At 71.6% G+C, this 22,216-nt stretch carries 20 protein-coding genes; 14 read left to right on the top strand and 6 right to left on the bottom strand.

Annotated features, from left to right (window positions below):
• Positions 1 to 71: 71 nt before the first annotated feature.
• Positions 72 to 1,031: a spherulation-specific family 4 protein gene (locus tag EDD54_RS03710; protein ID WP_126536458.1), complete on the top strand. Its 960-nt coding sequence runs from the start codon at positions 72 to 74 to the stop codon at positions 1,029 to 1,031.
• Between the two features lie 14 nt (positions 1,032 to 1,045).
• Here EDD54_RS03710 and EDD54_RS03705 read toward each other — a convergent pair whose 3' ends face one another.
• A complete protein-coding gene (locus tag EDD54_RS03705) occupies positions 1,046 to 1,540 on the bottom strand; it encodes a CinA family protein (protein WP_126536460.1) in 495 nt (164 codons plus the stop codon).
• On the bottom strand, positions 1,537 to 2,760 hold the full coding sequence (locus EDD54_RS03700; protein ID WP_321184112.1) for a bifunctional 2-C-methyl-D-erythritol 4-phosphate cytidylyltransferase/2-C-methyl-D-erythritol 2,4-cyclodiphosphate synthase: 1,224 nt from the start codon (positions 2,758 to 2,760) through the stop codon (positions 1,537 to 1,539). Before EDD54_RS03700 ends, EDD54_RS03705 begins: the two co-directional genes overlap by 4 nt.
• Positions 2,761 to 2,924: 164 nt before the next feature.
• On the opposite strand from EDD54_RS03700, the gene dusB reads away from it, so the two are divergent.
• From dusB to EDD54_RS03670, 6 genes are all read left to right on the top strand, one after another.
• Entirely contained in the window at positions 2,925 to 3,983 is a 1,059-nt protein-coding gene (gene dusB, locus EDD54_RS03695; RefSeq protein WP_281009627.1) for a tRNA dihydrouridine synthase DusB, read from the top strand.
• On the top strand, positions 3,980 to 5,098 hold the full coding sequence (locus EDD54_RS03690; RefSeq protein WP_126536464.1) for a two-component system sensor histidine kinase NtrB: 1,119 nt from the start codon (positions 3,980 to 3,982) through the stop codon (positions 5,096 to 5,098). Before dusB ends, EDD54_RS03690 begins: the two co-directional genes overlap by 4 nt.
• Positions 5,099 to 5,122: 24 nt before the next feature.
• Positions 5,123 to 6,565 carry a nitrogen regulation protein NR(I) gene (gene ntrC / locus EDD54_RS03685; protein WP_126536466.1) on the top strand — a complete coding sequence of 481 codons (1,443 nt, stop codon included), beginning with the start codon at positions 5,123 to 5,125 and terminating at the stop codon, positions 6,563 to 6,565.
• A gap of 333 nt (positions 6,566 to 6,898) precedes the next feature.
• Positions 6,899 to 8,080 (top strand): UbiH/UbiF family hydroxylase, encoded by a 1,182-nt coding sequence (locus EDD54_RS03680; RefSeq protein ID WP_126536468.1) that lies wholly within the window; start codon positions 6,899 to 6,901, stop codon positions 8,078 to 8,080.
• Positions 8,081 to 8,252: 172 nt separating this feature from the next.
• Positions 8,253 to 8,480, top strand: coding sequence for a hypothetical protein (locus tag EDD54_RS03675; RefSeq protein ID WP_126536470.1), 228 nt, complete (start codon positions 8,253 to 8,255; stop codon positions 8,478 to 8,480).
• Between the two features lie 62 nt (positions 8,481 to 8,542).
• The gene (locus EDD54_RS03670; protein WP_126536472.1) at positions 8,543 to 9,385 is read left to right on the top strand and encodes a transglycosylase SLT domain-containing protein; all 843 of its coding nucleotides are present in this window, start codon (positions 8,543 to 8,545) and stop codon (positions 9,383 to 9,385) included.
• A 24-nt stretch (positions 9,386 to 9,409) separates the two neighbouring features.
• Here EDD54_RS03670 and EDD54_RS03665 read toward each other — a convergent pair whose 3' ends face one another.
• Complete coding sequence (locus tag EDD54_RS03665) at positions 9,410 to 10,375, bottom strand: AEC family transporter (protein ID WP_126536474.1); 966 nt, start codon at positions 10,373 to 10,375, stop codon at positions 9,410 to 9,412.
• A 133-nt stretch (positions 10,376 to 10,508) separates the two neighbouring features.
• Here EDD54_RS03665 and EDD54_RS03660 point away from each other — a divergent pair, with 133 nt between their 5' ends.
• The 5 genes from EDD54_RS03660 to EDD54_RS03640 all read left to right on the top strand — a co-directional run bounded on the left by EDD54_RS03660 (position 10,509) and on the right by EDD54_RS03640 (position 15,815).
• Entirely contained in the window at positions 10,509 to 11,462 is a 954-nt protein-coding gene (locus tag EDD54_RS03660; protein WP_165644761.1) for a lysophospholipid acyltransferase family protein, read from the top strand.
• A 119-nt stretch (positions 11,463 to 11,581) separates the two neighbouring features.
• On the top strand, positions 11,582 to 12,631 hold the full coding sequence (locus EDD54_RS03655) for an HpcH/HpaI aldolase/citrate lyase family protein (RefSeq protein ID WP_126536478.1): 1,050 nt from the start codon (positions 11,582 to 11,584) through the stop codon (positions 12,629 to 12,631).
• A gap of 71 nt (positions 12,632 to 12,702) precedes the next feature.
• Positions 12,703 to 13,605, top strand: a complete 903-nt coding sequence (locus EDD54_RS03650; protein WP_166653430.1) for a DUF2182 domain-containing protein — start codon at positions 12,703 to 12,705, stop codon at positions 13,603 to 13,605.
• Between the two features lie 131 nt (positions 13,606 to 13,736).
• The gene (locus EDD54_RS03645; RefSeq protein WP_208112144.1) at positions 13,737 to 14,459 is read left to right on the top strand and encodes a CDP-alcohol phosphatidyltransferase family protein; all 723 of its coding nucleotides are present in this window, start codon (positions 13,737 to 13,739) and stop codon (positions 14,457 to 14,459) included.
• Between the two features lie 153 nt (positions 14,460 to 14,612).
• Positions 14,613 to 15,815, top strand: a complete 1,203-nt coding sequence (locus EDD54_RS03640; protein WP_126536482.1) for a GGDEF domain-containing protein — start codon at positions 14,613 to 14,615, stop codon at positions 15,813 to 15,815.
• 12 nt (positions 15,816 to 15,827) lie between these two features.
• On the opposite strand, the gene EDD54_RS03635 is transcribed toward EDD54_RS03640, so the two are convergent.
• Complete coding sequence (locus EDD54_RS03635) at positions 15,828 to 17,507, bottom strand: SulP family inorganic anion transporter (protein WP_126536484.1); 1,680 nt, start codon at positions 17,505 to 17,507, stop codon at positions 15,828 to 15,830.
• A gap of 263 nt (positions 17,508 to 17,770) precedes the next feature.
• Here EDD54_RS03635 and pncB point away from each other — a divergent pair, with 263 nt between their 5' ends.
• Together pncB and EDD54_RS22840 are read left to right on the top strand one after the other, a co-directional pair.
• Entirely contained in the window at positions 17,771 to 19,072 is a 1,302-nt protein-coding gene (gene pncB / locus EDD54_RS03630; RefSeq protein WP_126536486.1) for a nicotinate phosphoribosyltransferase, read from the top strand.
• 121 nt (positions 19,073 to 19,193) lie between these two features.
• Positions 19,194 to 19,340: a hypothetical protein gene (locus EDD54_RS22840; protein ID WP_165644312.1), complete on the top strand. Its 147-nt coding sequence runs from the start codon at positions 19,194 to 19,196 to the stop codon at positions 19,338 to 19,340.
• Here EDD54_RS22840 and EDD54_RS03625 read toward each other — a convergent pair.
• Positions 19,282 to 19,944, bottom strand: coding sequence for a hypothetical protein (locus EDD54_RS03625; RefSeq protein ID WP_126536488.1), 663 nt, complete (start codon positions 19,942 to 19,944; stop codon positions 19,282 to 19,284). The two genes, EDD54_RS22840 and EDD54_RS03625, sit on opposite strands and share 59 nt — an antisense overlap.
• A gap of 80 nt (positions 19,945 to 20,024) precedes the next feature.
• Entirely contained in the window at positions 20,025 to 22,103 is a 2,079-nt protein-coding gene (capA, locus tag EDD54_RS03620) for a caprolactamase subunit alpha (RefSeq protein ID WP_126536490.1), read from the bottom strand.
• Between the last annotated feature and the right edge of the window lie 113 nt (positions 22,104 to 22,216).

The following is a 22,216-nucleotide window of genomic DNA, read 5'->3' as shown; positions in this document are numbered from 1 at the left end:
CGCGCGTTGCGGACAGCTCCAGGTTTTGGTTAAGATTCTTCCGTCGCCATCGGACGTCGGGAGAGAGGGACATGGGCAGCATCCTGTCGCGAGGCTTCGCCGCCGCGCTCGCCGTGGCCGCTTCGATCGGGATCATGGAGCCCGCCCTTGCCGAGACGCCGGTCTGTCCCGCGCTGACGGCCAAGCGCAGCCTGAACATCATCGTGCCCGCGTATTTCTATCCGACCGACCCGGGCGCACCGGAGCAGTGGGACAAGCTCGTGGCCTCCGCCCGCGCGGCGACGCGGGCCGGTTTCAGGCTGGCCGTCATCGTCAACGCCAACAACGGCGAACTCGACGACGACAGCGACTTCTCGCCGGACTACGCCGCCGTCGTCGATCGCCTCGACGCGGCGGGCGCGCTGATCCTCGCCTATGTTCACCCCTACCAGAAGCCGCAACCCGGCAAGCTGCCGAGCGTGCAGCGGCCCGTCGGCGACATCGCCACGAACCTGTCGTACTATAAAAAGTTCTACCCCAAGGTCGACGGCGTATTTCTCGACGTCAATCTCGCAAACAAGAGCAATGTCGATTATTATCGCGATATTCGAAAGGCCGTGTATCTGGCTTTCGGGGCGAGCGCGTACACCGTCTTCAACGGGGGTGATTACTCCGAGGATACGGCCGCGTGGCCGCACGCCGCTCAGTACCGGGATCTGTTCGACACCATCGTGATCTACGAGAACAGCGGCGCGGAGTGGACGAAGGAAAGATCCTACCCTGCCTGGGTCCGCCAAGGCGCCCCGGACAAGCAGGCCTTCATCGTGCACCACGCCGGCAAGCTGCCGGGCGGAACCGCGCGCGCTCGCTTCTGCGGTGTGGCACGCGAACTCCTCTACGTCGTGCCGGCACGGCGGAACGCCGCTTGGCTCTACGCCGTCCAAGGCAGCCCCGAGCGGAACGTCTACGGCTCTCTCGGCAACGCCTTCGACACGCTGATGTCCGTCGCTTGCTGGGTGAACGACCAGAAGGCCTGCGACTACTCGCCTTGAGCGAGCCGGCCGCCTCAGCCCGTCGCCTCCTCCAGCATCTCCAACGCCACCGCGATCGTCGCCGCGCGCACGCCGTCGCGGCCGCGGTCGCCGAAGCGGCAGGCGCGGTGGCGGGTGGGGCGGCCTTTGGCGGCGAGGGCGAAATGCACGAGGCCGACCGGCTTGTCGGCGGAGCCGCCGCCGGGGCCGGCGATGCCGGTGACGGCGACGGCGAGGGTCGCGGCCGAGCGGGCGAGGGCGCCTTCCGCCATGGCACGGGCGACCGGCTCGGACACCGCGCCCTCCGCCGCGATCAGGTCGGCGGGCACGCCGAGCATGTCGGTCTTGGCGGCGTTGGAATAGGTGACGAAGCCCCGGTCGACCACGTCCGACGACCCGGCGATCTCGGTGAGCAGGCCCGCGATCAGGCCGCCGGTGCAGGACTCCGCCGTGGCGATCACGGCGCCGGCGGCGCGGCAGCGGTCGAGCAGGGCGGCGGCGCGGGCGTGGAGCGGGGACAGGTCGGTCACGACGCGTCGTCCTCCGGCAACGGCAGGCGGATCGTGGCGGTGGCGATGGCGGCGATGCCCTCGCGCCGGCCGGTGAAGCCGAGGCCCTCGTTGGTGGTGGCCTTGACGCCGACCCGGTCGACCGGGATGCCGCAGGCGGCGGCGATCGCCGCACGCATCGCCTCCCGGTGCGGGCCGATCTTCGGCGCCTCGGCGACGATGGCGACGTCGCAGTGGGCGACGACGCCGCCGCGCTCGCGCACGCGGCGAACCGCGTCGGCGAGGAACAGCGACGACGCCGCGCCGCGCCAGCGCTCGTCCGACGGCGGGAAGTGGCGGCCGATGTCGCCGTCGCCGATGGCGCCGAGGATGGCGTCGGTGAGGGCGTGCAGGGCGGCGTCGGCGTCGGAGTGCCCTTTGAGCCGGTGGTCGTGCGGGATGCGGACGCCGCCGAGCCAGACCGCGTCGCCCGGCTCGAGCGCGTGGACGTCGTAGCCGACGCCGACCCGGACGTCGGGCAGGCGCAGGAAGGTCTCGGCGGCGAGGCGGGCCTCGGCGGCGGCGAAGTCGGCCGGTGTCGTCAACTTCACGTTTCCTTCGGCGATGGCGACCATGTGGACGGCGTGGCCGGCGGCGGCGGCGACGGCGCCGTCGTCGGTGAAGCCGTTCCGGCCGGCCGCGGCGGCGGCGCGGTGGGCGGCGAGGATGGCGGAGAAGCGGAAGCCCTGCGGCGTCGCGGCGCGCCACAGGCCTTCGCGCGGGACGGTTTCGACCACCGCGCCGGCGGCGTCGGTGCGGTTGACGGTGTCGACCACCGGCGTTCCGACGACCACCGCGACGTGGTCGGCGAGGGCGGCGATCGCGGCGTCCACCGCGGCGGGCGTGACGAAGGGGCGGACGGCGTCGTGGATCAGCACGAGGTCGGGGGCGTCGGCCGCGAGCGCCTCGAGGCCGGCACGGACGCTCGCCTGACGTTCCGCACCGCCGAGCACCGGCGCGCGGACCCGCCCCGCCGGATCGCGCCAGCCGGACGCGGCGGCCGCATAGAGCGCGGCGTCGTCCGGATGGATCACCGGCAGGATGGTCGCGACCGCGGGATGGGCGAGGAAGGCGCCGATCGTGCGGGCGATCACCGGCCGTCCGCCGAGCAGGCGATACTGTTTGGGCACCTCGCCGCCGGCGCGCAGGCCGCGCCCGCCGGCGACCACGACGACGGCAACCCTGGGTGAAGAAATGGCCACGTCGCGATAACTCCGGGTCGTCCGCCGCGGGCTGTCGTCCCGGGCTTTTCACCAGAACGCAATAGGTGTTGGCAATCCGGTGGGCAAGCCGTCGATATCGGCTTGCGCCCGCGCGCGCGCTGCGTAAAATGTGAGCACGACAAACCGGTGCATAGTGAATGAGCATGAACGAGTCGGCCCTGCGGCCGTCGGCGGAACTGAGTGAGCCCCGGGTTGGCGGGCTCCGCATCGGCGCGGTCGAGTTGCCCGGCCGCGTGTTCCTGGCGCCGATGTCAGGCGTCACCGACCTGCCGTTCCGCCGGCTCGCCCAGCGTCACGGCGCCGGCCTCGTCGTCTCCGAGATGGTCGCCTGCGAGACGCTGCTCGAAGGCGATCCCGAAACGGTCACCCGCGCCGAGGGCGAGGGCATCCGCACCCACGTCGTCCAGATCGCCGGCCGCGAGGCCCGCTGGATGCGCGAGGGGGCGATTCGCGCCGAGGCCGGCGGCGCCGACGTCGTCGACATCAACATGGGCTGTCCGGCCAAGCGTGTCACCACGGGTTATTCCGGGTCCGCCCTGATGCGCGACCTCGATCATGCGACGACGCTGATCGAGGCGGTGGTCGGCGCCGTCTCCGTGCCGGTGACGCTGAAGATGCGGCTCGGCTGGGACGAGCGCAGCCTCAACGCCGCCGAACTCGCCCGCCGCGCCGAGGCGGCGGGCGTCGCCATGGTCACGGTGCACGGCCGCACCCGCTGCCAGTTCTACAAGGGCACCGCCGACTGGGCCGCGGTGCGCCCGGTCAAGGAGGCGGTCTCGATCCCGGTCGTGGTCAACGGCGACGTCGTCGACGCGCAAAGCGCCCGCGCGGCCCTCGCCGCCTCCGGCGCCGACGCGGTCATGGTTGGCCGCGGCGCCTACGGCCGGCCGTGGGCGCCCGGCGCCATCGCCGCCGCGCTCGCCTCCGGCGGCTCCGACGCCGATCCGTCGGCGGACGAGATTCGCGACGTGATCCTGGAGCATTACGAGGCGATCCTCGCGCTCTACGGCAAGGCGCTCGGCACGCGGATCGCCCGCAAGCACGTCGGCTGGACGCTCGACCGCGTCCCGCGCGCCGACGCCGAAGCCGCCGCGCTGAAGGCGCGCATCTTCACCGCCGACGAACCCTCGTCGGTCGTCGCCGACATCCGGCGCTGGTTCGACGGGGTGCCAGACGCCGATCCCGCGAGGAGGGCCGCATGAGCAAGGCCGAGCGCCGCAGCCACGACGACCGCACCGCCGCGTCGGCGCGGGAGGTCTCGATCCTGAACGCCTTGCCGCACCCGGTGATCCAGGTCGGCGCGGACGACCACGTCCGCGCCGCCAACGACGCCGCGCAGGTGTTCTTCCAGGCGAGCGCGACCGTGCTCGCCCGCCATCCGCTCAAGCACTTCGTGCCGTTCGGCAGCCCGCTGCTGACGCTGATCGAGCAGGTGCGCGAACAGGGCTCCAGCGTCAACGAGTACCGCGTCGACGTCGGCACCCCGCGCAACGGCGGCGAGCGCGTCGTCGACATCTTCGCGGCGCCCGAGCCGACCGGCGAGGTGGTGGTGATGCTCCAGGAGCGCACCATGGCCGACAAGATGGACCGCCAGCTCACCCACCGCGGCGCCGCCCGTTCGGTGACCGGGCTCGCGGCCATGCTGGCCCACGAGATCAAGAACCCGCTGTCGGGCATCCGCGGCGCCGCCCAGCTGCTCGAGCAGTCGGTCGACGACCAGGACCGGGCGCTGACCCAGCTGATCACCGACGAGGCCGACCGCATCGTCAAGCTGGTCGACCGCATGGAGGTGTTCTCCGACGAGCGCCCGATCGAGCGCGAGCCGGTCAACATCCACGCGGTACTGGAGCACGTGAAGCGGCTGGCGCAGTCGGGCTTCGCCCGCGGCATCCGCATCCTCGAGGAATACGACCCGTCGCTGCCGCCGGTCTACGCCAACCGCGACCAGCTGGTGCAGGTGTTCCTCAACCTCGTCAAGAACGCCTCCGAGGCGCTCGACGACACGCCCGACGCGGAGATCGTGCTGTCGACCGCGTTCCGGCCGGGCGTGCGGCTGTCGGTTCCCGGCGCGCGCGAGCGCGTCAGCCTGCCGCTCGAATTCTGCGTGCGCGACAACGGCCCGGGCGTGCCCGAGGAGATCCAGTCGCACATGTTCGACCCCTTCGTGACCACCAAGACCAACGGCACCGGCCTCGGCCTCGCGCTGGTCGCCAAGATCATCGGCGACCACGGCGGCGTCATCGAGTGCGACAGCCAGCCCCGTCGCACCGTCTTCCGCGTCCTCCTCCCCGCCTTCACCGAAAAGTCCTCGGACTGACGATCCCAAGAAGGATAACAATCCATGCCGACCGGCAGCATCCTCGTCGCCGACGACGACAGCGCGATCCGGACCGTGCTCAATCAGGCCCTGTCGCGCGCCGGCTACGAGGTCCGCCTGACCTCCAACGCGGCGACGCTGTGGCGCTGGGTCAGCCAGGGCGACGGCGACCTCGTCATCACCGACGTGGTGATGCCCGACGAGAACGCCTTCGACCTCCTGCCGCGCATCAAGAAGCTCCGGCCCGACCTGCCGGTGATCGTGATGAGCGCGCAGAACACGTTCATGACGGCGATCCGGGCCTCGGAGAAGGGCGCCTACGAGTATCTGCCGAAGCCCTTCGACCTCAAGGAGTTGATCGGCATCGTCGGCCGGGCTCTCGCCGAGCCGAAGAACCGCAAGCGCACCGATGACGGCGACGAGGGCGGCGAGAACATCCCGCTGGTCGGCCGCTCGCCGGCGATGCAGGAGATCTACCGCGTCCTCGCCCGGCTGATGCAGACCGACCTCACGGTGATGATCTCCGGCGAGAGCGGCACCGGCAAGGAGCTGGTGGCGCGCGCGCTGCACGACTACGGCAAGCGCCGCTCCGGCCCCTTCGTCGCGATCAACATGGCGGCGATCCCGCGCGACCTGATCGAGAGCGAGCTGTTCGGCCATGAGAAGGGCGCCTTTACCGGCGCCCAGGCCCGCTCGGCCGGACGTTTCGAACAGGCCGAGGGCGGCACGCTGTTCCTCGACGAGATCGGCGACATGCCCATGGACGCGCAGACCCGTCTGCTGCGCGTGCTGCAGCAGGGCGAGTACACCACCGTCGGCGGCCGCACCGCGATCAAGACCGACGTGCGCATCGTCGCGGCCACCAACAAGGACCTGCGCCAGCTGATCAACCAGGGCCTCTTCCGCGAGGACCTGTTCTTCCGCCTCAACGTGGTGCCGATCCGCCTGCCGCCGCTGCGCGAGCGCGCCGAGGACATCCCCGACCTCGTCCGGCACTTCTTCAACCTCGCGGAAAAGGAGGGCCTGCCCTCCAAGCAGATCGAGCCCGCCGCGGTGGAACGGCTGAAGCGCTACCGCTGGCCGGGCAACATCCGCGAGCTCGAAAACCTCGTCCGCCGCCTCGCCGCGCTCTACCCGCAGGACACCATCACGGTGAACCTGATCGAGCAGGAGCTCTCCACGCCCTCGATCGTGCCGGTCGAAGAGGAGACCCCGCGCGACGAGGGGCTGTCGACCTCGGTCGAGCGCTTCCTCGCCAAGTATTTCTCCGGCTACGGCGACGGCCTGCCGCCGCCCGGCCTCTACCACCGCATCCTCAAGGAGGTGGAGTATCCGCTGATCGGCGCGGCCCTTGCGGCGACGCGCGGCAACCAGATCAAGGCGGCGGAGCTCCTGGGTGTGAACCGCAACACGCTGCGCAAGAAGATCCGGGATCTCGACGTCCAGGTCATCCGCTCGTCGCGCTGAGGGGCGCGAGCGGCATCCGCGTCGCCAGGGCGATCGCTTGGAGCGGCCTTCCATCCCTCCCCTCAAGGGGAGGAGGGGCCGAGCGAAGCGAGGGGGAGGGGTCGCCCTTCTTCCCGTCAGCCTGCCCGTTTTGAATTTGAACGAGGCTCCATTTCGTCCAAAACGTGCTTGGCCCGACCCACGAAGACGACCCCTTCCGGCCCTTCGGGCCACCTTCCCCTGAGGGGAAGGATGAATAGAAACGTCCGGCGAGTGCCCTGTCCGCGTCGCACCCGCCTTGCCGAACCGGCCCGCCCGCGCCAGAACAACGGCGTGAACATCCGGAGCGGTGCCATGGGGACGATCGACGTCGAGATCGCGGTGGTGGGCGGCGGGCCTGCGGGGCTGACCGCGGCGCTGGCGCTGTCGGCCGCGGGGGCGGAGGTGGCGCTGGTGGCGCCGCCCGCGCCGCCGGCCGATCATCGGACGACGGCGCTGTTCGCCGGCTCGGTCGAGGTGCTGCGCGCCGTCGGCGGCTGGGACCGCGTCGCCGACCGGGCGGCGCCGCTGAAGACGATGCGGCTGGTCGACGGCACGCGCCGGCTGGTGCGGGCGCCGGAAATCGCCTTCCACGCCAGCGAGCTCGGCCTCGACGCCTTCGGCTGGAACGTCGCCAACGCCGCGCTCACCGAGGGCCTCGCCGCCGCGGTCGCCGCCGACGGGCGGATCCGCCGCGTCGAGGCGACGATGGACCGGCTCGACCTCGCCGGCCCGCGCCCCGAACTCGTCACGGCAGACGACCGCACGGTGACGGCGCGGCTGGTCGTCGGCGCCGACGGCCGCGGCTCGAAGGTGCGCGAGGCCGCCGGCATCGCGGTCAAGACCTGGAGCTATCCGCAGACGGCGCTGGTGCTGAACCTCGACCACACCGCGCCGCATTTCGACACCTCGACCGAGTTCCACACCGAGACCGGCCCGTTCACCCTGGTCCCGCTCGCGGCTCGGCGCTCGGCGCTGGTCTGCATCGAGAAGCCTGCCGTCGCCGAGGCCCTGAACGCGCTTTCCGACGACGCGCTCGCCGCCGACCTCGAGCGCCGGGCCCACTCCATGCTCGGCCGCTTCACGGTCGCGAGCCCGCGCCAGCTCTGGCCGATGGCGGGCCTTTCCGCCGAGGCGCTCGCCCGCGGGCCGGTGGTGCTGGTGGCCGAGACCTGCCACGCCTTCCCGCCGATCGGCGCCCAGGGCCTCAACCTCGGCATCCGCGACATCGCCGCGCTCGCCGAAATCGTCCGCCGCGCCCGCACGGGCGGCGGGCTTCCCGCCGAGACGATCGGCGAGCGCTATGCCGCCGCGCGCCGGTCGGACGTGTGGACCCGCACCACCGGCGTCGACCTCCTCAACCGCTCGCTGCTGACCGACTTCCTGCCGGTCCAGGTCGGCCGCGCCGTTCTGCTCCAGCTCGCCCGCGACGTCGGCCCGCTGCGCAAGCTCATGATGCGGGAGGGTCTGAGCCCGCGGCTGCTGCGCAGCACCTGAGCGGGCCGGGCGCCGCGGGCCCGGCCGTCACGGAAACGCCACGCCGGTATGCGAGGGAGCCGGACGGCCGCGTTTTTCGTGGCAAGTCCGCCCATTCCTGCTACAGGTCGCCCGCGCTCCTTCCGCGCCACTTCAGCGCCCGCCTCCCCGCGCGCCTCCAAGGACCCATCCCATGGCCAAGCCCAGCAAGGCGAAGTCCGACTTCGTCCTCTTCGACGTGTTCTACGACGACGGCTCGCGCCGTTCCAACCGCCGCGTCCCGGCCGAGCTGCTCGGCGGTCTCGACGGCGACGAGCCGGCCCGCGCCGCGATCGAGGACCAGGACCGCCGCATCGCCGAACAGTCCGGCCTGCCGCCGGCGCAGATCGTCAAGCTGGTCCGCTCCGGCGGCAAGGGCTGACGGGCGGCGCCACCGCCGCCACCCGCTTTTCCCGCCGGCCGCGATCGGGCATGGTCGCGGCCATGCGCCGGACCCTCGTCACCCTCTGCCTCGCCGTTCTCGCCGTCGCCGCGCCCGCGGCGGCCGAGGAGGAGAGCGTCGACCGGGCGCTGTGCGACCTGATCGAGCCGGCGGCGCGCGACCACGGCCTGCCCGTGGCCTTCATGACGCGGCTGATCTGGCGCGAATCGAGCTTTCGGACCGGCGTCACCAGCCGGGCGGGCGCCCAGGGCGTCGCGCAGTTCATGCCGGGCACCGCCGCCGAGCGCGGCCTCCTCGACCCCTTCGATCCCGAGCAGGCTATCCCGGCCGCCGCGGCGCTGATCGCGGACCTGCGCGACCGCTTCGGCAGCCTCGGCCTCGCCGCCGCCGCCTACAACGGCGGCCCGACCCGCGTCGCCGGCTGGCTCGGCCGCGCCGACGGCGTGCTGCCGCTCGAGACCGAGGACTACGTCGCCTTCGTCACCGGCGCCTCGGTCTACGACTGGAAGGCAAAGGGCGCGGCGGCGGCTCCGCCCGCCGACCCCGAGGCGGCGGACAAGCCCTGCGTCGACCTCGTCGCGCAGATCCGGATCGAGCGGCCGGCCGAGGCGGCGGTCGAGGGGCCGTTCGCGCCGTGGGGCGTCCAACTCGCCGGCAACTTCTCCAAGGCGCGCGCGCTCGCCCGCTACGAGCGCGTCCGCGCCCGCTACGCCGCCGTGCTCGGCGACGCGCAGCCGATGATCGTGGGAACGCGGCTGCGGAACCGCGGCGTCCGCCGCTTCTACCGGGTCCGCGCCCCCGCGGCGACGCGCGAGGCCGCGGGCGAACTCTGCCGGGCGCTGAAGCGGGCCGGCGGCGCCTGCGTGGTGTTCCGCAGCCGCTGACGGCGCACCGTCACCAGGCCCCCGTCACCCACCCCAAGGATTCAGCGGGATCAGGTCGTGGGTCGCGAGGTAGAGCACGGCGGTGACCGTGACCACGCTCGCCGCGGTGCCGACCAGGATCGCGGTGGCGGCGCGGTGGGTATAGGTGTCGTATTGCTGGGCGGCGACGAAGATGGTCGCCGCCGGCGGGATCGCCGCCATCAGCACGGCCGTCTCGATCCACACCGGCGGGAAGCCGCCGACCAGCGTCACCAGCGCCCAGGCGATCGCCGGGTGGACGAGCAATTTCACCGCCACCAGCGCCGGGATCTCGCGGGCGCCGGAGCCGACCGGCTGCAACGACACCGTCACACCGAGCGCGAACAGCGCGGCCGGCGCGGCGGAATTGCGCAGGAAGGTCACCGTCGCCTGGATCGCCTCGGGCGGGTGGACCTCGAACACGGCGCCGAGTGCGCCGGCGATGCAGCCGATGATGAAGGGATGGGTGAAGATCCGCCGCGCCACCAGCGCCAGCGTGTGGCCGAGCGAGCGCTCGGCGCCGCCGGCGAGCGCCATCGCCATCGGCACGATGGTGAACACGAGCGCCACGTCGAAGCAGAAGATCAACGCCGTCGGCGCCGCCGCGGCGCTGCCGAGGGTGGCGAGGGTCAGGCCCGGGCCCATGTAGCCGACGTTGGCGTAGGAGCCGACGAGGCCCTGGATCGTCGCGACCTTGACGTCGGAGCCGGTGATGGCCCGCCCGAGCGCGAAGGAGATCAGGAAGGCGAGGAAGGTCGACGTCGTCGTGGCGACGATGAAGGTCCAGCGCGTCAGTTCCTCGACCGGCGTCTTCGAGATCAGGTCGAAGAACAGCGCGGGCAGGGCGACGTAGATCAGGTAGAAGTCGAGCCAGGCGAGGCCGCTGCGCGGGATGCGGGCGATCTTGCCGGAAACGAAGCCGATCAGGATCACCCCGAAGAAGGGTGTCGCGAGCGTGAGGACCTGGAGCATCGGGAGCCTGGTTCGCGGGGAGGCGGGGAGGGCGGTGCGGACTGGCCTTCTCCCGCCTAGACGGTTATCGAGGGGCGGTCAACGCCGACCCGGCGCGCCCCGCCCGAACCCCGCGAATCCCCGAACGCCCGCCATGACGGACAGCCCCGAGCCGACCCCGCGAACCGCGCCCGCCGAAGCGGCGGCGACGCCCTCGCTCGCGCACCGGTTCGAGTTCGCGGCGCTGCGCGCCGTGGCCGGTCTCGTCGGCCTGCTCGGCGTCGACCGGGCGTCGGCGACCATGGGGGCGATCTGGCGGCTGGTGGCGCCGCGGTTGTCGCGGCATCGCCGCGCCGACGAGCACCTCGCCGCGGCGATGCCGCAGCTTTCCGCCGCCGAGCGGCGCGCGATCCTGCTCGCCATGTGGGACAACCTCGGCCGCACCGCGGCGGAAGGCTTGTTGCTGCCCCGCCTCGCCGCCGACCGTTCCCGCTTCACCGTCGACACCACGGCGCTGGAGCCTTGCCGCGACGCGATCGCGAAGGGCGCCGTGTTCGCCTCGCTGCACATGGGCAATTGGGAGTTCTGCGGCTGGGGAATCCACCTCGCCGGCTTCCGCGTCGCGGCGGTGTACCAGCCGATGAAGAACCCGCTGGCCGAGTCGTTCCTGCGGGGCTTGCGCGAACCGCTCTACGACGCCGGCATCTTCCCGCGCGAGCGGATGACGCCGATCCGGCTGCGCACGCTGGTGCGGCAGGGCGTCGCCGTCGGGATGTTGGCGGACCTGCGCGACCGGTCCGGCATCGTCGCGCCCTTCTTCGGCCGGCCGGCGCGGCTCGCCACCTTCCCGGCGGTGCTGGCGCGCCGGCTCGGCGTGCCGCTGATCGTCGGCCGCGTCGTCCGCACCGAGGGCGCCCGCTTCCGCCTCGACGCCCGGCCGGTCGAGGTGCCGCGCACCGACGACGCCGAGGCCGACATCGCCGCGGCGGCGCTCGCCATGCACGCCGTCTTCGAGGGCTGGATCGCCGAGACGCCGTCGCAGTGGATGTGGGCGCACCGCAAATGGGCTTTCGCCAGGGCGCCCGAGGTCGACGACGGCCGCGACTGACGCCGGCCGGTGCGGGCCGCGTCGGCCCGCCGACGCTGGGCGTTGCGACCCTTGGCGCATTGTGCGGCGCACCCGCGATCGGTTAGCGCTCGTTGCGACCGACCGGAGGAGATCCCGTCATGACCGTCAAGACGCCGCGCGCCTTCTACAAGCCGCTCGCCATCGGCGCGCCCGAGCCCTACCGCGAACTGCCGGTCAAGGTGGAGCGCATGATCCACTTCGTGCCGCCGCACATCGAGAAGGTCCGCGCCAAGGTGCCAGAGCTCGCCCGTCAGGTCGACGTGGTGCTCGGCAACCTCGAGGACGCCATCCCCGCCGACGCCAAGGAGGCGGCGCGCGCCGGCTTCGTCGAGATGGTCAAGGCCACCGACTTCGGCGCCACCGGCGTGTGGACCCGCATCAACTGCCTGAACAGCCCCTGGGTGCTCGACGACCTCGCCACGATCGTCGGCGAGATCGGCGACAAGCTCGACGTCATCATGCTGCCGAAGGTGGAGGGTCCCTGGGACGTCCACTACCTCGACCAGCTGCTGGCGCAGCTCGAGGCCCGGCACGGCGTCAAGAAGCCGATCCTGATCCACGCCATCCTCGAGACCGCCGAGGGCGTCAAGAACGTCGAGGCGATCGCGACCGCCAGCCCGCGCATGCACGGCATGAGCCTCGGTCCGGCCGATCTCGCGGCCTCGCGTGGCATGAAGACCACGCGCGTCGGCGGCGGCCACCCGGACTACGCGGTGCTCGCCGACGCCGCGGGCACGGCGCCGCGCGTCGCCTTCCAGCAGGACCTCTGGCACTACACGGTCGGCAAGATGGTCGACGCCTGTCTCGCCGCCGGCATCAAGGCGTTCTACGGCCCGTTCGGCGACTTCTCGGACCCGGCCGCCTGCGAGGCCCAGTTCCGCAACGCCTTCCTGATGGGCTGCGCCGGCGCGTGGTCGCTGCACCCGACCCAGATCGACATCGCCAAGAAGGTGTTCTCGCCGGACCCGAAGGAGGTCGCCTTCGCCAAGCGCATCCTCGACGCCATGCCCGACGGCACCGGCGCCGTGATGATCGACGGCAAGATGCAGGACGACGCCACCTGGAAGCAGGCCAAGGTGATCTACGACCTCGCCTGCCAGGTCGCCGCGCGCGACCCGGCCAAGGCCGCCGAATACGGCATCGGCTGAGAGGCGGGAGCGGCGGCACGTCGGCAATGGACCGGATTGCCTTCAGGGCGCCGGGAGCCGATGGTGCCGCCATGATCTCGATGGTTCGCGACGACACGGCCGACCGGCCGAGCAACGCGCCCGCGTCGGCCGTGGCCGGCGACGCACCTGCCGCCGGCCGCGTCGCGGCGGCGCTGGCGCGCGGCTGGCGCCGGGCGACGCTCGGCGCCGTGCTGGTGATGGCGGCGCTCGGCTGGGGCTGGCTGGTGCTGGCGGTCTCGCTCGGCGGCAGCGCCGCCGACATGGGGCCGGGCATGGCGGTCTTCGCCGCGCTGTTCGACCGGATCGCCGCATTCGCGCCCGGGCTCGCGGCCGGTGGCGGCGGGCACGGACCGCTGATGCCCGGCATGTCGGCCTGGGGCGCCGTCGATGTCGCGACGGTGTTCGCGATGTGGGCCGCCATGGTGTTCGCGATGATGCTGCCGACCGCGGCGCCGACCTTCCGGGTCTACGCGGCGGCCGGCGGGCGCGCCGCCGCGGCGGTGATGGCCGGCTACACCTCGGTCTGGCTGGCGCTCGCGGTGCTCGCGACGGCGGCGCAGGCGGGGCTCACGGCGATCGGGGCCCTCGCGCCGCACATGGCGCCGGCCGGAGTCGCGCTGTCGGCGAGCGTGCTGGTCGCCGCCGGCATCTACCAGTTCACGCCGCTGAAGTTCGCCTGCCTCGTGCGCTGCCGCAACCCGCACGCCGCCTTCCTCGACGGCGAGGGCGCGTTCCGCATCGGCGTCGAGGAGGGCCTCGCCTGCCTCGGCTGCTGCTGGGCGATGATGGCGGTGATGTTCGCCACCGGTCTGATGAATCTCGTCGCCATGGCGGTGCTCGGCGTGCTGATGGGCCTCGAGAAGACGACGTCGGGGCTTTTTCTCACCCGTTTCCTCGGGATCGTCTTCCTGGCGGGCGGCTTCGGCTTGGCGTCGGGCCTGTTCTTCGGGTAATGTAACGGGTCTGTGACGAGGGGCTTCTCGAGGCGCATGGAGACGGGCTTGGTCAATTTTTCGAGGACGCGGGGGTTCGCCCCGGCACTCCGCCCGGCCGCGGCCGCCGCGCTCGCGTGCGGGAGGTTCCCGTGGCGCAGCTGACCCTCGTGGAAAAGCACCAGAACACCGCCATCGCGCTCGCCGTCCACGCCTTCACGGCGAGCGGCGTGGTGCTGGCCATGCTCGCCGCCTTCGCGGCCTACCAGCGCAACTGGACGGAGTTCTTCGGCTGGCTCGGCGTGGCGCTGTTCGTCGACGGTGTCGACGGCCCGATCGCCCGGCGATTCGCGGTGGAACGGCGCCTGCCGACCTTCTCGGGCGCCTCGCTCGATTTCGTGGTCGACTACGTCACCTACGTGTTCCTGCCGGCCTTCGCGATCGTGACCGCAGGCTTCACCTCGACGCCGATCGCGCTGGTGCTGGCCGGCATCATCGTCTTCACCAGCGCGATGTACTTCGCCGACACCCGCATGAAGATGAAGAACAACGCTTTCCGCGGCTTCCCGGCCGTCTGGAACGGCGTCGTCTTCGTGTTCTTCGTCTTCCAGCCGCCGGCGTGGTTCGTGATCGCCGTGGTGGTCGCGCTCGCGGTGCTGACCTTCATGCCGGTCGCCTTCGTGCATCCGGTCCGGGTCGAGCGCTGGCGTCCGCTGACGCTGGCGGTGACGGCGGCGTGGTTCGTGTTCGCCAGCGCGGCGCTGGCCTTCCGCCTCGATCCGCCGGACGCCGTGAAGATCGGTTTCGCGCTGACGTCGGCCTACCTTTCCACCGTCGCTGCGGTCCAGCAGATCCTGGAACGGCTGAAGCTCTGACCGAGACCGGGCGGCGATCCGCCCGTCGCGTTGTCGTTCGGGTCCGTAAACCTTCTGATGTCGGTCTTCGGCTATCCTCGGCGCGACCGGTGATCCGGTAGCCCCGTCGGCGTGCCCGCGGGGTCCCTCTCCAGCGCGCTCGCGAGGTGGTCTTTGCCGTCGCTCGACATGGCCACCGTGCTGGAGCTCTACAAGACCTCGCTGCTGGTCGGCGTGGTGATCTTCGCCTATGCCGCGATCGTGCGCCGGGAGCGGCTCGGCGCCCCGCCGCTCTGCCTCGCCTTCCTGCTGTTGGCCGTCGGTTCCACCGTGGCGGGCTGGGGCGAAATGGGCATCCTGACGTGGCCGTCCTGGCGCCTCTTCACTCTGGTGGTAGGTGCCGCCGCCTATGGAGCACTCTGGATCGGGCTCGCCGAGATCGAGACGCGACGCGCCTCCGCCCGGCGCTGGCTGGTGATGACCTATCCGGCGGTCCTCGTCGTGATCGCGCTCGCCACCGACTTCGACGCCGACAACGGGATCCGCGGCGCCGTGTTCAACCTGACCGCCGTGGCCGCCTACGCGGTGTCGGGACGGGCCATGGCGGCGGGATACCGCCAGGAGCCGCTGCCGGCTCGCCTGCTGCTTTCGGCCGTGCTGGCGTTCCTGGCGGTGACGCATCTGGCGTCGGCGCTCGGCATGCTCGGGCTCTACGACGGCATTCCGCGCCCGGTCGACGCCTTCATGATCGCGATCGTGATGAAGTTCGGGCTCGCCGTGGCGGTGATCCTGCTCGCCCAGGAGCGCGTCGCTCGCGAACTCGTCGACATGGCGACCGTGGACGTGCTCACCGGCGCCTACAACCGAAGATACTTCTTCGCGGTGACACCGGCGCGCTGCGCCGCCGGCGACGCCGTGTTGCTGGTCGACGTCGACCATTTCAAGGCGATCAACGACGGCCACGGCCACGCCGTCGGCGACCTCGTCCTCAAGGCGATCGCCGGCCGGATCCGAGGCGCCATCCCCGACCCGACCCGCCACGCCCGCCTCGGCGGCGAGGAGTTCGTCGTCTTCGTGCCGGCTGCGGGGCCGGAGCGGGCGATGGCGCTCGCCGAACGGGTCCGGGCGGCGGTGGTCGTACCCGCGCCGGCGGCGGACGGGCTGCCGCCGCGCATCACCGTCAGCATCGGCGTCGCGGTTTCGTCCGCCGACGGCGACGTGCTGGACCAGTTGGTGATCGAGGCCGACCGGGCGCTCTACGACGCCAAGCGCGCGGGCCGAAACCGCTGCGTCCTCGCCGGGGTGTGGAGCGGAGCGCCGCCGCCGGAACACGCCGGCGACGGCTCGGTGGTGCGCCGCGGCTCGCGCGGCGTCTGAGCGTCGCGCCGCCTATTCGGCGAGGGCGGCCTCGACATCCGCGACGTAGGAGACCTCGGGGGGCCGGACACCGAAGCGCTCCAACTCCGCCCTGACCTGTGTCGACGCGCCGGCGATCGCCACCCGGGTGCCGCGGCGGGCGGCTTTGCCGGCGAAGCTCTGCAGCGCCGTCGCCGCGGTGGAATCGACGAAGGGCACGCCGGAGAAGTCGAGCGCGAACAGCCGCGGCGGGTCGCCGATGCGTTCCAGAACCGAGCCGACCTGTTGGGTCGCGCCGAAGAAGAACGGCCCGCGGATGCGGTAGACCACCACGTCCTTCGGTGGCACGGCGAGATCCTCGTGCTCGCCCGGCCGGTCGGCGACGTCCTCGTCGAACAGCCGGTCGTGGTGCTCGATCGCCACCGACTCGGCCATGCGGTGCATGAACAGCACCGCGGCCACCACCACGCCGAAGCCGATGCCGACGGTGAGGTCGACGCCGACGGTCAGCAGGAAGGTGCCGGCCAGCACGAAGCGGTCGCCGTTGCCGCCGGTGGTCATGATCTTGTGGATGTGGTGGATCTCGGAAATGTTCCAGGCCACCACCAGCAGGATCGCCGCCAGCGTCGCCAGCGGCACGTAGGCGAGCACCGGCGCGGCCACCAGCATGAACGCGAGCAGGAAGGCGGCGTGCAGCATGCCGGCGACCGGCGTGCGCGCGCCCGAGCGGATGTTGGTGGCCGTGCGCGCGATCGCGCCGGTCGCCGAGATGCCGCCGAACATCGCCGAGGCGACGTTGGCGACGCCCTGGGCGACCAGTTCGCAGTTGGAGCGGTGGCGCCGGCCGGTCATGCCGTCGGCGATCACGGCGGACAGCAGGCTCTCGATGCCCGCCAGCAATGCGATGGTGAGGGCGTCGGGCGTTACGGCGCGCAGCGTCGCGAGGTCGAAGGCGGGCAGGGTCGGGGCCGGCAGCATGCTCGGCACGCCGCCGAAGCGCGAGCCGATCGTGGCCGAGTCGAGGCCGAGCAGGGTGACCGCGAGCGAGCCGAGCACCACCGCGATCAGGAAGCCCGGCCAGTGCGGCCGGAAGCGCCGCAGCACCAGGATCAGCGCCATCGACAGCACCGTGATCGCCACCGTCGCCGGCCGCGCCTCGCCGATGTGACCGGCGATGGTCTCCATCTTGGCGACGAAGTCGCCGGGCATGGCGGCGTCGAGGCCGAGGGCGTCCTTGAGCTGGCTGGCGCCGATCGAAACCGCGATGCCCGCGGTGAAGCCGGTGACGACCGGGTAGGGGATGTACTTGATGTAGGTGCCGAGCCTCAGGAAGCCGACCACCACCAGGATCACGCCGGCCATCAGCGTCGCCAGCACGAGGCCCTGGTAGCCTACCCGCTCGACGACGTTGAACACCACCACGATGAAGGCCGCGGTCGGCCCGCCGATCTGAAACCGGCTGCCGCCGAGCGCCGAGATCAGGAAGCCCGCGACGATGGCCGTGAACAGGCCGCGCTCCGGGCCGACGCCGGAGGCGACCGCGATCGCCATCGCCAGCGGCAGCGCGACGATCGCCACCGTCAGACCGGCGACGGCGTCGGCGCGGAACTTCTCGAGCGTGTAGCCCTCGCGCAGCGCGGTGACGAGCTTGGGCGTGAACAGGGCGGCGAAATCGGATTCGCCCGAGGGGCGAGGGCCCGGGAGTGCGGTCATGGCGCGATAAGGCTTTTTGGAGTCGGGGCCCCGACATTAGCGCCTCGCATGAGGCGAAGTCAGCGGGCATATGTATTCATACGGACAAGGACTCGGCCGGTCGGCCCCGGATTCCCGCTTTTCGGCAACCGTCCATGGCGATGTCCCCCGGTTTGCCGTTTGCGGCGCGATCGGCGATGATGCCCGCCGGTGTCGCGCCCGTCCGGGCCGGCCCGGCCGGCCCTTCGACACATCCCCGAGGCCCCCGCTCGGGAGACGGATCCATGACCACCGACATCGCCAAGCGCGTCTACGACCACAGCTGGAAGCTCGACCCGATCGTCCGCAGCCTGCTCGACACCGACTTCTACAAGTTGCTGATGCTGCAGCTGATCTGGCGTCGCTACCAGGACGTCGAGGTGACCTTCTCGCTGATCAACCGGACACGCCACGTTCGCCTCGCCGACGACATCGACGAGGGCGAGTTGCGCGCCCAGCTCGACTACGCCCGCTCGCTGAAGCTCGGCAAGAAGGAGTGGATCTGGCTCGCCGGCAACAGCTTCTACGGCGTCAAGCAGATCTTCGAGCCGCGCTTCCTCGAGTGGCTGAAGGACTTCCAGCTGCCGGAATACGAGCTCAGCCGCCGCCACGGCCAGTACCAGCTCGACTTCCACGGCCCGTGGACCCATACCACCATGTGGGAGATCCCGGCCCTCGCCATCATCAACGAGCTGCGCTCGCGGTCGGTGATGCGCACCATGGGCCGCTTCGAGCTCGACGTGCTCTACGCCCGCGCCAAGGCCAAGCTCTGGGCCAAGGTCGAGCGGCTGCAGAAGCTGAAGGGCCTCCGCATCGCCGACTTCGGCACCCGCCGCCGCCATTCCTACCTCTGGCAGGACTGGTGCGTGAACGCGCTCAAGGAGGGGCTCGGCGAGGCCTTCATCGGCACCTCGAACGTCGAGATCGCCATGAAGTCCGACCTCGAGGCGATCGGCACCAACGCCCACGAACTGCCGATGGCGATGGCCGCGCTGGCGACCACCGACGAGGAGGTCCGGCAGGCTCCGTTCAAGGTGCTGCGCGACTGGCGCGACATGTACGACGGCAACCTGCGCATCGTGCTGCCCGACGCCTTCGGTACCGCCGCCTTCCTGCGCGACGCGCCGGACTGGGTCGCGCACTGGAAGGGCTTCCGCCCCGACAGCGCGCCGCCGATCGAGGCCGGCGAGCAGATCGTCGAATGGTGGCGCGCCAAGGGCCAGGACCCGCGCGACAAGCTGATCGTGTTCTCCGACGGCCTCGATACCGACGAGATCGAGCAGGTGTTCCGCCACTTCGACGGTCGGGTCAACATGTCCTTCGGCTGGGGTACCAATCTAACCAACGACTTCCGCGGATGTGCTCCCGCGGCACGCGAGGATCTCGACCCGATCTCGCTGGTCTGCAAGGTCACCAGCGTCAACGGCCGTCCGGCGGTCAAGCTGTCCGACAATCCGGCCAAGGCGACAGGCGACCCCGCCGAGATCGAGCGCTACCTGCGCATCTTCGGTGCGGTCGGGCGCGAGGAGCGGGCGCTGACGGTGTAGGCCCGCAAGGTCGGGCGCGGTCGCTCACTCGCCCGGAACCTTCCGTTGCCCCGGCGGTTCGGTCTGAGGACCGCCGCGACGGCGGTCCGTTCCGCAACGCCGACCGGAGGAGACATTCGCGATGAGCTACATGAGCGACTGGCTGCAATGGACCGAGCGTCGCAAGAGCGACGGCGACATCGTCGCGCGCATGCACGCCGATCCCTTCTTCAAGCGCTGGTTCCTGGCGCGTTTGGAAGCTCTGAAGAGCGGACGGAAGCCGGGCTGAGACCCGCGAAGGGCAGGGCGTGGGCGAGCTTGAGGCGCGCCACGAACTCGGTCTCGAGCAGGCGCCGGTGGCGCGCCTCGAGCGCGGCGGCGAGCAGCGGCTCGCCGCTCCGGCGTGCGGCCTCGACGTCGCGCAGACGGGCGAGCGCCACCGGGTCGTCGGGCAGTCCGGCCATGCCGAGCGCTGCCGTCCCGGCCTCGAGCGCCAACCGACAGAGCGCCGCCGCCGAGGCCGGGGCGGGCGTTTCCCCGCCGTCCGCCCAAACCGCGAATTCCTCGCGGGTCCGGCGCGCCGTCAGCATGGCCGCCACGTAGCAGCCATGCCCGGTCGGCCTCACGAAGCCGAGCAGCGCAAGACGACGCAACGCCCCTTCGATCAGTGTCTGCTGCACGCCGCCCGCCCGCGCGATCGCCGCGGCGTCGAGGCGGACGTCGCCGAAGGGGCGACGCCGGCCGATCGTCTCCACCAGCACGCGGGCGAGATCGATGGGCGGCGCACCGCCGTCGGGGCCCTCGCGGCCGCGTCCGAGGGTGGCATTGCCGCGGCCGGTGGTGCCGCCGACGCGCGGACGATCGCGGGAAGAGGCGAGGGCGCGGGTCGACACCCCTCCCCGTGCTTCGGCTTCGCCAAGTCCGGTTCCGCCCGGGCCGCCCGGGATCCGAACGGAGCGTCCCCGCGCCGGGCTCATGCCCCGCGCGTGATCACGTAGGAACCACCGGCGTCGAGCCGCGCCGTCCACGACGGCTCCAGCACGATGGTGGTGGTGGTCTCCTCGAGGATGGCGGGACCGACCACCACGTCGCCGGCGCCGAGCCGGCTGCCGTCGTAGACCGGTACCTCGACGCCCGCGCCGTCCGCCGAGAAGATCGCGACGCGCCGGCCCGCGAGAGCCGTCGCCGCGCCCGACCCGGCGCGCAGCGGCTTCTGCGGCGGCTTGTCGACGATGCCGTAGAGCGTCGCCTCGAGGTTAACCACTTCCACCGCGTTGTGGCGCTCGGCGTAGGTGTAGAGCTCCTCGTGGCGGCGGTGGAACGCCTCCTTGACCGCGCCGATGCTGCCGGCGTCGAGGCGGAAGCGGTCGATCTCCACCGTGCACTCGTGGACCTGGCCGACGTAGCGCATGTCGAGCGAGCGCTGGATCCGGATTCGGTCGCGCGGAAAGCCGTTCGCCTCGAGCTCGGCGATGCCGCGCGCCTCGATCTCCTCGAACAGGGCGCCGACCCGGGCATAGACGTCGTCGCCGTCGAGGCGGACCGGGCAGGTCGCCATGTGATTGTATTTCACGTCGGAGATGATCTGGCCGAAGGCGCAGAGGCCCGAGGCGAGCTTGGGGATCACCACGGTGTCGATGCCGATCTCGCGGGCGAGCGCGGTGATGTGCGCCGCGGTCGCGCCACCCGCTCCGACCAGTACGAAGTCGCGCGGGTCGAAGCCGCGCTCGACCGAGACGCGGCGGATGCCATTGACCATGTTGTTGTTGACGATCGTGAACATGCCGTAGGCCGCCTGCTCGACCGTCAGGCCGAGCGGCGCGGCGATCCGGCTTTCGATCGCGGCGACGGCGCGGTCGCGGTCGAGCGGCAGGCGGCCGCCGAGCAGGCCGGCCGGGCTGAGGTAGCCGAGCACGAGGTTGGCGTCGGAGACGGTCGGCTCGGCGCCGCCGCGGCCGTAGCAGGCCGGGCCGGGATCGGAGCCGGCACTCTGCGGACCCATCTGCAACAGGCCCATGGCGTCGATCCAGCCGATCGAGCCGCCGCCGGCGCCGAGCGTCTCGACCTGGATCATCGGCATGCCGATGCGGTAGCGCAGGAAGTCGGTGTTCTTGGAGACGTTGGTGACGCCGTCGCGGGTCAGCGTGATGTCGAAGGACGTGCCGCCCATGTCGACGGTAATGACGTTCTTCACGCCGAGCGGGGCGGTGACGTAGAGGCCCGCCTGGGGCGCCGAGGCCGGGCCGGAGTTGATGGCGTAGACCGCGCGGTCGGTCATGGCCTCGCCGGTGGCGAGGCCGCCGTTGGACTGGAAATAGCGCACCGGCTGGCGGGCGCCGAGCGCGCGGAAGGTGCGGTCGACCGCCGCGACGTAGCGGCCCATGATCGGGGCGAGATAGGCGTTGGTGATCGCGGTCGAGGTGCGGGTGTACTCGCGCACCTGCGGATAGAGCTCCGAGCCGACGGTGACGACCGCGTTCGGCAGCATCTCGCGCACGATCTCGGCGGCGCGGCGCTCGTGCGCCGGGTTCAGCACCGACCACACGAAGGAGATCGCGACCGATTCGACGCCCTCGCGGGCGAACAGTTCGCAGGCGGCGCGGACGTCCTCCTCCTCCATCGGCACCCGGACGCTGCCGTCGGAGATGACGCGCTCGCGCACGCCGCGGCGCAGGTGCCGCGGCACCAGCATCCGCGCCGGCGGATACTCGGCGTCGTAGCGGTAGCCGTCCTCCTTGTGGCCGAGGCGAATCTCGATGGAGTCCTCGTGGCCGGCGGTGCAGATCAGGCCGGTCCTGGCGCCCTTGTGCTGGATCAGCGCGTTGAGGCCGACGGTGGTTCCGTTGATGCAGAGGTCGCAGTTCGAGACGATCTCGGCCGGCGTCAGCCCGAGGTCGGCGGCGATCTGGTCGAGGCCGGCGTGGATCGCCAGGGTCGGATCCGATGGGGTGGACAGCGCCTTGTAGAGCCGGATCTCGCCGGTGTCCTCGGCCAGCACGAAGTCGGTGAAGGTGCCGCCGGCGTCGATGCCGAGGCGGAAGCGGGAGAGCATGGCGGTGGTTCCTGAAGGATGGGGGAATGGGAGGTCGCTACGGCGGTGGCGGCATGCCCGTTCGGCCGGGTCGCGGCCGGCTTCGGGATCGCTCGCGTCGGCCGCGCCGTTCC

The organism is Oharaeibacter diazotrophicus (assembly GCF_004362745.1).
GTDB classification, from domain to species: Bacteria; Pseudomonadota; Alphaproteobacteria; order Rhizobiales; family Pleomorphomonadaceae; genus Oharaeibacter; species Oharaeibacter diazotrophicus.
The sequence above is the reverse complement of the archived record's forward strand: the minus strand, read 5'-3'. Positions and strand labels throughout refer to the sequence as shown.